The organism is Pontibacter harenae (genome assembly GCF_020907245.1).
Taxonomy (GTDB): domain Bacteria; phylum Bacteroidota; class Bacteroidia; order Cytophagales; family Hymenobacteraceae; genus Pontibacter; species Pontibacter harenae.
This window is the reverse complement of the sequence record NZ_JAJJWH010000010.1, coordinates 31440-44190: the sequence shown is the minus strand read 5'-3', so window position 1 is coordinate 44190 and position 12751 is coordinate 31440. Positions and strand designations below refer to the sequence as shown.

The 12751-nt window shown below is 42.7% G+C and carries 13 protein-coding genes; 10 read left to right on the top strand and 3 right to left on the bottom strand.

Annotated features, from left to right (window positions below):
* Positions 1-103: 103 nt before the first annotated feature.
* From LN893_RS07455 to mscL, 3 genes are all read right to left on the bottom strand, one after another.
* Complete coding sequence (locus LN893_RS07455) at positions 104-415, bottom strand: hypothetical protein (RefSeq protein ID WP_229969179.1); 312 nt, start codon at positions 413-415, stop codon at positions 104-106.
* A gap of 128 nt (positions 416-543) precedes the next feature.
* Entirely contained in the window at positions 544-1491 is a 948-nt protein-coding gene (locus tag LN893_RS07450) for a DUF3078 domain-containing protein (protein WP_229969178.1), read from the bottom strand.
* Between the two features lie 15 nt (positions 1492-1506).
* The gene (mscL, locus tag LN893_RS07445) at positions 1507-1956 is read right to left on the bottom strand and encodes a large-conductance mechanosensitive channel protein MscL (protein WP_229969177.1); all 450 of its coding nucleotides are present in this window, start codon (positions 1954-1956) and stop codon (positions 1507-1509) included.
* 197 nt (positions 1957-2153) lie between these two features.
* Here mscL and LN893_RS07440 point away from each other — a divergent pair, with 197 nt between their 5' ends.
* From LN893_RS07440 to gatA, 10 genes are all read left to right on the top strand, one after another.
* Positions 2154-2936 carry an enoyl-CoA hydratase/isomerase family protein gene (locus LN893_RS07440; RefSeq protein WP_229969176.1) on the top strand — a complete coding sequence of 261 codons (783 nt, stop codon included), beginning with the start codon at positions 2154-2156 and terminating at the stop codon, positions 2934-2936.
* A gap of 30 nt (positions 2937-2966) precedes the next feature.
* On the top strand, positions 2967-4466 hold the full coding sequence (locus LN893_RS07435) for a lipopolysaccharide biosynthesis protein (protein ID WP_229969175.1): 1500 nt from the start codon (positions 2967-2969) through the stop codon (positions 4464-4466).
* A gap of 11 nt (positions 4467-4477) precedes the next feature.
* Complete coding sequence (gene dut, locus LN893_RS07430; protein ID WP_229969174.1) at positions 4478-4927, top strand: dUTP diphosphatase; 450 nt, start codon at positions 4478-4480, stop codon at positions 4925-4927.
* A gap of 139 nt (positions 4928-5066) precedes the next feature.
* Complete coding sequence (locus tag LN893_RS07425) at positions 5067-6074, top strand: sugar phosphate nucleotidyltransferase (RefSeq protein WP_229969173.1); 1008 nt, start codon at positions 5067-5069, stop codon at positions 6072-6074.
* A gap of 3 nt (positions 6075-6077) precedes the next feature.
* Positions 6078-7841 (top strand): tetratricopeptide repeat protein, encoded by a 1764-nt coding sequence (locus tag LN893_RS07420; protein WP_229969172.1) that lies wholly within the window; start codon positions 6078-6080, stop codon positions 7839-7841.
* On the top strand, positions 7831-8586 hold the full coding sequence (gene lolB1, locus LN893_RS07415; protein WP_229969171.1) for a lipoprotein insertase outer membrane protein LolB1: 756 nt from the start codon (positions 7831-7833) through the stop codon (positions 8584-8586). Before LN893_RS07420 ends, lolB1 begins: the two co-directional genes overlap by 11 nt.
* A gap of 75 nt (positions 8587-8661) precedes the next feature.
* Entirely contained in the window at positions 8662-9897 is a 1236-nt protein-coding gene (locus LN893_RS07410) for a murein hydrolase activator EnvC family protein (protein WP_229969170.1), read from the top strand.
* Positions 9898-10854: 957 nt separating this feature from the next.
* A complete protein-coding gene (locus tag LN893_RS07405) occupies positions 10855-11070 on the top strand; it encodes a twin-arginine translocase TatA/TatE family subunit (protein WP_229969169.1) in 216 nt (71 codons plus the stop codon).
* Positions 11071-11100: 30 nt separating this feature from the next.
* A complete protein-coding gene (locus LN893_RS07400) occupies positions 11101-11313 on the top strand; it encodes a Sec-independent protein translocase subunit TatA/TatB (protein WP_229969168.1) in 213 nt (70 codons plus the stop codon).
* Between the two features lies 1 nt (position 11314).
* Positions 11315-12751 (top strand): Asp-tRNA(Asn)/Glu-tRNA(Gln) amidotransferase subunit GatA, encoded by a 1437-nt coding sequence (gene gatA / locus LN893_RS07395; RefSeq protein WP_229969167.1) that lies wholly within the window; start codon positions 11315-11317, stop codon positions 12749-12751.

Genomic DNA, 12751 nt, shown 5'->3' with positions numbered 1-12751 from the left:
GTAGCTTATAAACAAGAAAGCCCCAGCCATTGAATTGGCTGGGGCTTTTTTGTTTATAAGCTAACTTATTTCTCTACAACAAAACAAATAAGGTTTGAAGGGACTAATTATTACGGCGTAGAAGTTTTTGTCTGCGTGCCAGGCGCTTCTTATCCTTTTTTCGCTTTTTCAAAATCTGCTCGTTCTGCTTATCAATCTCTTCCATTCGCTTGCTTCTGGTAACACGTTTTTTAGCGAATTGCTTACGGCTTGTATTATCGTAGGTGTTAAGGCTCGTATCAAGGCCACGGGAACGACGCTCAATTGCATCCGCAGAGGCTCCTCTAGATGTTTTAGGTGTTCCCCAATACGGATCCTTTGTAGTTGCACTCGTAGTTGTTTGAGCATTAGCGGTGTTGCTAAAGGCTAAAGTCAAGCACAGGCAGATTATTGATAAGAATAGTTTGTTCATAATCGGAGCACGTTTGTTTTGATTAAAACGCTAGAAGAAGGTAAAATGATATAGATACTCTGTTAACAAACTTAAAAAGGCTAAAAGTTCGTCTATTCTAGCTTATAAGACAAACCCAATCCAAAAGATTCTTTCATCTGCAGACGAGGTCCTTTGCTATCTTTATTGCCATCACCAGTACTGTCGTAAGAGATCAGCACATCATCGTCGTAAATCATATGTAAAAACAAGCTGGCCGAGATAAACTTGTTCACTTTAAAATTGACGTTATTCTCCCAGTTAACATCTATGTTTTCCGTATTCCGAACGTAGTTAGAGAACAGATCAAGCTTTGTATTCAGAGCTACGTTCTTCAGCACTTCTTCTTTATAGCGCACATTTACATAGCCCCCTGCTTCTTTCCTAATATGCTGCCCTGTACCTGCAATTACACTGCCTTCTCCATCCGTCTGTGCCTTATCAACACCAAATGCTCCTTGGTCGGCTAAAAGCTGATTTTTAACTATCGTGTACTTACCTGTTAGCGGAGAAATAAGCACAGATAACTTTTGGTTAGGCTTATAATCCATGCCGAGAGAGGTTTGGACTACACCTGGGGATAGGAAATCTGAATGGTAAATTTCCTCGTTATCTTTTATTGTATACGTTGGTGCAAACTGGCTCCTGAAGTTAAACTGTCCACTATAGTTCCAATCAGAGGAGGCGCTGCGGCCATATTTAATATTCAGTTCGAACTTATCATCGCTCTTACGCCAATTGGGGTCTCCAGCTTTCACGGTGCCATAAACAACATCAAAAGTGTTGTTCCATGACTTTTTGCCTTTCTTATAGTTAGTGTGTAAACTAACGTTACCTAACACAGAAAAAGAACTCTCTCCACCAGCGGCCCAGTTGCTAAGGGTAACCTGGTTAAAGTGTAAAGCACCCATTCCTCCAAAGTCCCAGGCACTAACAGAATCTGCCGCACTCCCAAAAGCATGGGCGTAGCTGATGAATGAAATTAAAAAAATAGCAAAAAAACGAGGTAAAAAACTGGTCATGTCAGGAGTGAAATTTTAAACGACCACCTTATCAGGTGCTTCTGGTGTATCTGTATTGTTTTTCTTGAGCAGGTCTCGAATCTCGGCTAAAAGCACTTCTTGCTTGTTAACGGGTGCTGCTGGTTTAGCAGCTTCTTTTTCGCGCAAACGGTTAATTGTGCGCACAAGTAGGAATATGGCAAAGGCTATAATGAAGAAGTTTACAACCGTCTGAATAAAGTTACCATAGTTCAGCGTTACGGCCTGCTCTACCACTTCTCCATTCTCTATCACAGCATCTTTCAAAACAAATTTCAATCTCGAAAAGTCTACGTTGCTGATCACAAGGCCGAGCGGCGGCATGATGATATCATCTACAAGTGACTTTGTGATGGTACCAAAAGCAGCACCAATTACAACACCTACCGCCAAATCTATAACGTTGCCCTTTACTGCAAATTTCTTAAACTCTTCAAAAAATGCCATGTAATATATTATATTTATTAATTTTAAGTAGAAAAATCGTAATCTTTATAACATCAAATTTAAGGTCCTTCTGTAGCACTAGCAAACAGATGTAAATATTATGCTGCCTCCCCTACACCACTAGGCATTATTAAAGAACACACTTAATACTTATATTTGTATCAGAAAAAGAATTTACAACAGAGTAAAATCTAACTATGGCTACATACGAAAACCTGTTACTGGAACTGCAACACGGTATTTTAAAAATAACGATAAACAGAGCAGATAAACTGAATGCCCTTAACATAGACACCATAAAGGAGATTAAAAATGCCATACAGCAGGTGTATGACGACCCTGAGGTAAAGGGTGCTATTTTTACAGGAGCAGGACAAAAAGCATTTGTGGCAGGAGCCGACATATCTGAGATAGCCGAGATAAACGATGTTACGGCCCGCAACTTTGCTGAAAGAGGCCAAGAAGTCTTTGCCATGATAGAGCGTTGCACTAAACCAGTAATTGCCGCTGTTAATGGCTTTGCCTTGGGTGGAGGCTGTGAACTGGCCATGGCTTGCCATATTCGTGTAGCCAGCGATAATGCCCGTTTTGGCCAGCCAGAAGTTAATCTAGGTTTGATACCAGGCTATGGTGGCACCCAGAGACTTACACAGCTGGTAGGCAAAGGCAAAGCCATGGAACTGATGATGACAGCTGATATGGTATCGGCAGAAGAGGCAAAAGCACTAGGGCTGGCAAACCATGTAGTGCCACAGGAAGAGCTGATGCCTAAGTGCGAGGAGATTATGCACAAGATTATGTCTAAGGCTCCGCTTGCTGTTGGTTTGGTGATAGACTGTGTAAATGCGGTGTATACAAAAGACGAAAACGGTTACCAGACAGAGGCAAACTCATTTGCACGCTGCTGTACTTCCGAAGATTTTATAGAAGGCACTAATGCCTTTCTAGAAAAACGAAAGCCTGCTTTCAAAGGCAACTAGTAATTCCAACCCGACCTTCGTAAAAACTACATGAGTATAGCCAAGAAATTGGTCGGGCAGACAGCTGCCTACGGATTAAGTAGCATTGTAGGCAGAGCGCTTAACTACCTGCTGGTACCTATCTACACAAATGTATTCCTGCCCGAGGAATACGGTGTAGTGTCTTACCTGTACGCGTTCGTAGGTTTCTTTAACGTGCTGTATACCTATGGCATGGAAACCGCTTTTTTCCGTTTTGCCAACAAGCCAGGCGCTAATAAACAACAGCTCTACAACCAGGTATTAACGGCCATTATGTGCAGTAGTATACTTATGACAGGTATACTGATATTTGCTTCAGGTGCTATTGCCAATTACATTGGCTACCCAGAGCAGCAGGAGTATGTTATTTGGCTAGCACTGGTATTGGCTATAGATGCAATTGTGGCCATACCCTTTGCAAAGCTTCGGTTAGAGAACAAGCCGATAAAGTTTGCCGCCATTAAGCTGAGTAACATTATCCTTACGGTAGGTGCCAACATGTTTTTCCTGGTGCTTTGCCACGACATCTACAACGGCGAGTATTTGGCTTCTCTACGGCCCTTGGTGGAGCAGATTTATGATCCTGAATTCGGTGTTGGTTATATTTTCCTGATCAACCTGGTAGCTAATGCATTGCAGATACCGATGCTTTGGCGTGAGTTTAGCAGTCTGCGGTTTAGTATAAACAAAGAGGTAATAAAACCTATGTTGGTGTATGCTTACCCACTGTTATTTATGGGTTTGGCTGGCATGGTAAACGAACTGATAGACCGTATCCTTTTAGAACATTGGCTGCCTGAAAACTTCTATCCTGATAAAAGTAACATGGCAGCTGTCGGTATCTACAGTGCCTGCTATAAGCTTTCTATCTTTATGACGCTTGCCATACAGGCCTTCCGGTATGCGGCAGAACCCTTTTTCTTTTCACAGGCCGAAGACAAAGCCTCCCCTAAGACGTTTGCCCTTGTTATGAAGTGGTTTATTATCGTCTGCGCTTTTATTTTCCTCTTTATTTCAGTTAACCTCGAAGACTTTGCCCTGCTGCTCCGCAGTCCGTCGTACCGCGAAGGAATTATGGTAGTGCCAGTTTTGCTGTTAGCAAACCTATTCCTCGGTGCCTACTATAACCTTTCTGTTTGGTTTAAGCTCACGGATAAAACCTACTTCGGCACCTACATCAGTTTTGGCGGAGCTGCCATTACCATCATTTTCAACCTGTTGCTGATTCCAGTACTAGGCTACATGGGCTCTGCCATTGCCACTTTCATTTGCTACTTTAGCATGGCACTTGTAAGTTACCTGTTAGGTAACCGTCACTACCCTATTCCTTACCCAGTCAAAAACATTGTTAGTTATATTTTGCTGGCATCGGTGCTGGTATGTATAGCTTTTTTTATATCTATAGAAAACTTTTGGCTGCGGCATGCGTTCCATTTGGCGTTGTGCATAGCTTTCGCAGCCACTGTATGGGTTCGTGAGCGTGAAAGCTTAATTCAATTAAAACGATAATTTAATACAAGATGCACAACAAGAACTTGCAGGTTAACGTCATAAATCAATCTAAGCATGCACTGCCGTCTTACCAAACCATACATTCGGCTGGTATGGATTTACGTGCAAACTTAGAGGCCCCCGTTACCTTAAAGCCACTACAGAGATCCCTTATCCCGACAGGTTTGTATATAGAATTGCCAGAGGGGCACGAGGCACAGATAAGACCCCGAAGTGGCCTTGCCTATAAGCACGGCATTTCTATTGTGAATAGCCCTGGCACGATAGACGCCGATTATCGAGGTGAAATCAAAGTTCTCTTAGTAAACCTTTCTGATCAGGATTTTATAGTGGAGGACGGAGAGCGCATTGCTCAGATGGTAGTAGCCAAGTATGAACGCATAGCCTGGGCAGAGGCACAAACGTTAACAGATACAGAAAGAGGTGCTGGTGGCTACGGAAGTACAGGCACTAAGTAAAATTTTTAACCCTTTTTCTTTACTTTTAAGTATAGCATTACTATAATATCATTGTTTAGCTATACTTTAAGAATAAATTTATCACTAACCAGCTTCAGCAGTAAAATTACGAGCTGCAGCATAAACAAAATTAATCGCTATGAGGATAGTAATACCAATGGCAGGAATGGGAAAGCGCATGCGTCCCCACACATTAACTGTTCCTAAACCACTTATTCCAATTGTTGGCAAGCCAATTGTGCAGCGTCTGGTAGAGGATATTGCCAAAGTATGCCAGGAGTCAATCGAGGAAGTAGCCTTTATTATTGGCAACTTCGGTGAGAAGGTAGAGCAGGACCTGGTAAAAATTGCCGAGTCTGTTGGAGCCAAAGGAAGTATATATCATCAGGAAGAAGCACTAGGTACTGCACACGCCATACTTTGCGCCCAAGAATCTCTAGAGGGTAAAGTAGTGGTAGCATTTGCCGATACACTCTTCAAAGCAGATTTCCAGCTAGACACCAACGCTGACGGTACCATCTGGGTGCAGCGTGTAGAAGATCCACGCCCTTTTGGCGTTGTGAAGCTAAACGACAGCAACGAAATAACAGATTTTGTAGAAAAACCAGAAGAATTTATTTCTGATTTGGCCATTATCGGTATCTACTACTTCCGTGACGGAGCCTACCTACGTGAGGAACTGCAGTACCTGCTGGACAACGACATCAAAGATAAAGGTGAGTTCCAGCTAACTAACGCGCTGGAGAACATGAAGAGCAAGGGCACTAAGTTTATACCTGCCGTAATTACAGAGTGGCTTGATTGCGGAAATAAAAACGCAACAGTTTATACTAATCAACGCTATTTGGAGTATATAAAGGATGAGGATGGCTTAGTGGCTTCATCTGCAAAGTTGGAGAACGCAGTGATTATCCCTCCTGTATACATTGGCGAGAATGCCCAAATCACGAATTCGGTGGTAGGGCCGCACGTTTCTATCGGAAATAATACCAGCGTATACAACTCAGTGGTAAGCAATTCTATCGTTCAGCAGAACACTACCATTAAAAATGGCAATTTTGCAAACTCAATGGTTGGCAACTTTGTTGAGTATGAGGGAAGCCAGAGAGATTTAAGCCTCGGCGACTTCAATACGCTTAAAGATTAAACAATGATTAATTTCAGAAATATTGCACTTGCCACATGTTGTTTAGCGGTATTAACCATAGGTGAATCGAATGCTCAGTCTGGCAGAAAGAAAGCTAAAACAATAGAAGAAACTGCCACAGCACAGACCCAGGCACCACAGCCTTCGGAGCGCGAGCGGCACATTAGCGAGGCATTATTTCTGGATGGTATGAAATATTTTTTGCTGGAGGACTATAAACAAGCCCTCCAGCTTTTTCAAAAAGCTTATACCGTTACCCCTACAAACGCAGCTCTTAACTATAAAATAGCAGAAACTTATCTGCATCTTAAAAACCCAAGAGAGGCTTTACCTTTTGCAAAGGCAGCCATTGCACAAGAGAGCAAGAATGCTTATTACTACCTGCTACTGGCACAAGCCCATACCGAGCAGAACCAGATTACGGAGGCCGCCCAGGCTTATAACAATTTATTAAACAATGTACCAGGTTCCGAAGCCTACCTTTTCAACCTGGCTGACCTGTACCTCTCCCAGTCCCGCTTCGATGATGCCTTGAAAACTTACGAGCGCATTGAAAAGCAGTATGGTCCGTTAGAACAGCTTTCGGTTAGCCGCCAGCAGATTTACCTTCGTCAGAAAAACGTGGTAAAGGCCATACAAGAAGGCGAAAAGCTTATTGCCACCAACCCTACTGAAATACGGTACTACCTATCGTTGGCTGAGTTGTACAATGCCTCGAAGCAACCTGATTATGCTATAAAAACACTGCAGAAAGCATTGCAGGTAGAACAGGCGAATCCTTTTGCGCACCTGATGCTTTCAGATTTAAACCGGCAGAAGGGAAACCTAAGGGAATCTGAAAAGCAGGTTAAGTTAGCTTTTGCAAGCCCAGAGTTAGATATCGATACCAAAGTTCGGATCTTGGTAGATTTTATTCGCCAGTTACCAAACCCTGCTGTTGAGGGCATTGCATTAGAATTGGCCGACCTTACAATGCAGTCACATCCTGAGGAAGCAAAAGCCTACGCTGTTGCCGGCGATTTGCAAACTATAATCGGCAAGAAAACACAAGCCCGTGATAATTACTTAAAGGCTGTCACTTTTGACGATTCTCACTTTAAGATCTGGCAGCAGATTGTTTTGCTAGATGCAGAACTGTCACAATCAGATGCTTTGGTTAAACACTCAGAGCAAGCGCTGGAGCTGTTCCCAAACCAGTCAGTGTTTTGGTTTTACAACGGCACAGGGCATTTAATAGAAAAAAACTTCGACAAAGCTGTAAAAGCACTAGAGTACGGCAAACGATTATCAGCAAACGAACCAGAGCTGGCAATGCAGTTTAACATGCAGCTTGGCGATGGCTATAACTCCCTGAAGAACTATAAAAAGTCTGATGAGGCTTATGAGGCTGTTCTTGCCGTGGATGTTAACAACGAGCACGTTTTAAACAATTACAGTTATTTTCTGTCGCTGCGCAACGAGAAGCTGGAAGTGGCAAAGAAAATGGCCAGCCGATTGGTGCAGCAGCATCCAACTAACCCAACTTACCTCGACACTTATGCCTGGGTACTGTACAAGTTAGGCGATTACGATGGAGCACGTAAATACCTGGAGCAAGCAGTGGCCATATCAGATGATGCAACTGTGGTAGAGCATTACGGGGATGTATTATTTAAATTAGGTAAAAAAGAAGAAGCCGTAAGCCATTGGCAAAAAGCAAAGCTGAAAGGCGAAGCCTCCGCATTCATCGACAGAAAAATAAAGGAAAAGAAACTGTATGAGGAGTAAGAACATTCTGCTGTGCCTGCTGAGCCTATTGGCATTTGCAAGCTGCAAAAAGGATACTGTACCCACTACCGCCACAGCCACCACAGAAACCGTAGGGCGCGTAAGCGTAAAAAACCTTGAATTTAATTACCTGACGACACGCGGCCAGCTTAAGCTAGAAGATAAAAACGGCACCACTTCCTCTGGCTATGCCCTACGCGTAAAGAAGGACAGCATTATCTGGATATCAGTGCTACCAGGATTAGGCTTCGAGGCTGCTCGCATTAAAATCACAACTGATTCTATTTATGTAATGGATCGCCTGCATAAAGAGTATCTAGCCACAGACTATAGCTTCCTCAGAAACAAGTTTCATGTTGACATGGATTATAATGTGCTACAGGCCATACTGCTGGGCAATTACCAACCTGCAGGAGCCGAAAAGGTAATGGATGAGGCTGACTTACATCATATACAGCAAGCTCGGGAAAACCTGCTATTCGATTATTTTGTAGGGCGCCAAAGTAGCAAACTGCAGCAGCTAAATGTGCAGGACAAAAATACAGGCAACACCATAACAGTAAAATACGATAGTTTCCAGAGTGTAGGAGAAACGCCATTTGCTTATGCTTTGGCAGCACAAGTGCTGCAACAAGGCCAATCCTCTAATTTCAGCCTTACCCACAACAGAGTAACTGTTAACGACGAAGCATTGGAATTCCCCTTCAATGTGCCTAGCGATTACAAACGCATCAATTTTAATTAATTAGCTACTGCAGTTGGTTCTTCGCGTTTAGATTCACCATATTTGTAAGCTCGGAGTACAAGAACCAATATCCTAATGAAGGCCTTTTACAAATCCGTCTTCTTTTTACTTCTACTATCACTGCCACTTGTTAGCCACGCACAAAAGGTTAAATCGAAGGCACAGCTAGAGAAAGAGAAGAAGGAAAACCTCAATCGTATAAAAGAAGCCAATCGAATTCTGCAACAAACCAAAGTGCAGAAAGAGGCCTCTATTGGCCAACTTAATGCCATCAAAGAAAAAATAACAGTACAAAAAGGTGTTATCAATAACATATCGCGCGAGCTTACTTTTATAGAGTCTGATGTTAAAAAGACTGAAGGTACTGTAAAGGAATTGGAAGCTGATCTGGATAAACTAAAAGCCGAGTATGCTACCATGATTTATTCGGCATCGAAAACTGCAAACAGTTACAACAAGCTGATGTTCTTGTTTGCTTCCGAGTCTTTCAACCAATTGGTAATGCGTTTGCGCTACCTAAACCAGTATTCTGAAGCCCGAAAAGAGCAAGTAGCGCAGATGAATAAGGTGCAAAGTGAGTTAACAGGCAAACTAACGGTGCTTGAAAAGCAAAAGAGGGAAAAAGAAAATCTGCTAAATAAACAGCTGGTAGAGAACAAAAACCTTCTTACCCTGAAAACACAGCAGGATAGCGTTGTAACGAAACTGAGTCAACAAGAACAAGGGCTAAGAAAAGAGGTAGCAGAACGACAGCAGGCAGTAAAAAAGCTGGACAACCTGATTGCCGATATAGTACGTGAAGAAATAGCCCGAGCCGCCCGTGCAGCACGTGCCGCAGGCAGAGCAACCAGCGGCAGCGCGAACAAAATTACGCTTACGCCTGAAGCTGCACTTATCTCCTCCTCTTTTGCAGGTAACAAAGGACGTTTAGCATGGCCTGTAGAGCGTGGCTTTATTTCACAGAAGTTCGGCCGCCACAACCACCCTGTTTTAAAAGGTGTTGTCGTAGAAAACAGAGGTATTGATATTCAGACAGCCCAGGGAGCAGCAGCTCGTGCCATTTTCGAAGGTAAAGTAGTTTCGGTTGCCAGTGTGCCAGGCATGAATAACATTGTCATGGTGCAGCACGGAGAATATTTTGCCGTGTATGCCAAGCTAAAGACCGTTAATGTGTCTATAGGGCAGGATGTAAAACTGAAAGACACCCTTGGCACAGTTTATACCGATACTGACGGTACTACTGAACTACAGTTCCAGATCTGGAAAAACGATGCTAACCTTAACCCCGAAGGCTGGCTTATCAGAAAGTAATAGAAGTATATAAATAATAAAAGCGCTGGCCCTGAGGTACTATAACTTCAGGGCCAGCGCTTTTATATTTAACAAGAATGAAGTTTATCCGTAAGAATATACTGTACCTAATGCTGTTAGAACAGCAACCACACCTTTGGAAATAAAAAAACACCCTACAGAGCAGGGTGCCTTTCCAAGCTATGAAAACAAACTTAATATTTTTAGCAGATTCAGGCCCTCGAGGCCTGTCTGTTTATTATCTATATCTTTAGTTAAATCAACTGCAACTTAACTTAATCTCTTACAAATTCAAAGTAGGTACATGAATCACTGTAAAGACATAAAGCATGCAGCTGAAGTTCCTTTCTGTCGCTTAATCTTTCTATGTTAGAGATACCCTTTATAGTGTCTTTAGCATATTTTTGTTTCACTATATTAGACTTTTTTTATCAACATTTTTGATAGTACCAAAGTTAATATAGTTTTTCTTAGATATTAGCACTTGGATCCAGAACTTTTAAAAGAACATCATTTTTGCAAAATATGATGTGTTAAATTCGCAAGCTCCCGAAGTAACTCTAAAACAACTTACAAGCTACCAATCAGCAATAAAGTAGCAGCCATACCAAATTTAGTAGCATTGCGTTATGGCTAAGCCGTTAGCTTTACATGCTGCTATAAGAGTTATAGCAAGTTTGGCACCAAAACACAGATATTCAATAAAACATTACATATCAATGAGATGTACAAAGGCAGACAAGAAAGCTTTTCCCATAAAAGGACAGTTACACAGCTGTTTGGGAAATAAGTTACCTTATTTGTCATTCCACACTTTCCTAAGCTCCGCAATCCGCCACTCTTGCAATCTCGTAGGTAGCTAGTATTCTGAACATAGAATAAACTTATCTCGGCAGATATGGGTTTATTTAAAATATTACCTTTAATTTTGTAGCAATCATTTTAAAATTTAAAAAGATGGGTATCAACAACGTATTATTATTTCTTGGCGGTCTTGGAGGCACAGAGGTTATCCTAATTCTGTCTGTAATTCTGCTTTTCTTCGGTGCTAAGAAATTACCAGAGCTAGCTAAAGGCTTAGGTCGTGGCATCCGTGAATTCAAAGATGCGACAAAAGAGATACAGCACGACATAGAGAACTCTGTAAAAGACGACAGTAACACTACCAAGTAGTATTATAACGCCTTTATAGGTTAATTGCACATGTACTTCAGTACTGTTTTCCTCTTCTTAAGCGACTTGGGAGGAGGAGAGATGCTTGTCATCGTATCAGCAATTCTCTTACTGTTTGGAGCCGATAAACTACCGAATATAGCACGCACTGTTGGGCGGGGCATGCGGGAGTTTAAAGATGCTACAAATGAAATTAAACACGAACTAGAACGGTCCATAGAAGACGACACTAAGTCGAAATAGATTGAGACAGTATAACTCGCTACGTGACATCCGCGCGGACATTGCCAATGGGCAGGTTACGTGCCGCCAGCTTGTAGAAAATTACATTCGTAATATTTCTGAAAAAGAAAACCTGAATGCTTTCCTGGAAGTGTTTGGAGAAGAAGCACTTGCTCAGGCCGAGGCCATTGACCAGAAAATGGCTAATGGTACGGCAGGCAAGTTAGCTGGCATGGTAATAGGAATAAAAGATGTGCTTGCTTACAAAGGGCACAGCCTGCAGGCTTCCAGCAAAATGCTAGATGGCTTTGAGTCGTTATATACTGCTACGGCAGTGCAACGGCTTATAGACGAAGACGCCATTATTATTGGCCGTCAGAACTGCGATGAATTTGCCATGGGTGGCTCTAACGAAACGTCTGCTTTTGGCCCCGCGCTTAATGCTGACGACACAAGCCGTGTACCAGGTGGTTCGTCTGGAGGTTCGGCAGTAGCCGTACAAGCCGATTTGTGCTTGGCTTCTATCGGTTCCGATACAGGTGGCTCTGTGCGTCAGCCAGCTTCTTTTTGCGGTGTGGTTGGTTTTAAACCTACTTATTCCCGCATTTCCCGCTATGGCCTAATAGCATTTGCTTCCTCTTTCGACCAGATTGGTGTGATTACCAAAAGCGTGGAAGATGCAGCATTGCTTGTAGAGGTGATGGCAGGTAAAGACGAAATGGATAGCACCGTTAGCCACCGTCCTGTGCCAGCCTATAGCGAGTTACTGAATACAGACAAAAAGTATAAAATTGGTTATATCCGCGACAGCTTCGAAAACGAAGGTCTGAACAAGGAGGTAAAAGACAGTATTCTAAGTGTAAAGGATATACTGAAAGAGGCTGGCCATACCATAGAAGCAGTGGATTTCCCACTGCTGGATTACCTGGTACCAACTTATTATATCTTAATCACAGCTGAAGCCAGCTCAAACCTTGGCCGCTACGATGGCGTGAAGTACGGTTTCCGTAGCAGCAACGTAACTGATCTGTCGTCTTTGTATAAAAAGACGCGCTCTGAGGGCTTCGGCGAAGAAGTAAAGCGTCGAATTATGTTGGGCACTTTTGTTTTAAGTGCTGATTATTATGATGCTTACTATACGAAAGCACAGAAGGTAAGAAGACTGATCAAGGAGAAAACTGACGAGTTACTGCAGACTTACGATTTTCTTATCTTACCTACAGCTCCAACTACAGCCTTTAAAATTGGAGAAAACGTAGAGGACCCGCTTGCTATGTACCTGGCTGATATCTTTACAGTTCAGGCCTCGCTTGCAGGTGTTCCAGCCATATCTATACCAGTTGGCCGCGATGCCAACGGCCTTTCCATTGGGTTACAGCTCATGACCCGCTCGTTTGAGGAGCCGCAGTTGCTTGCTTTCTCAAATTACATACTGGATAAGATTACCGTTGAAGCATAA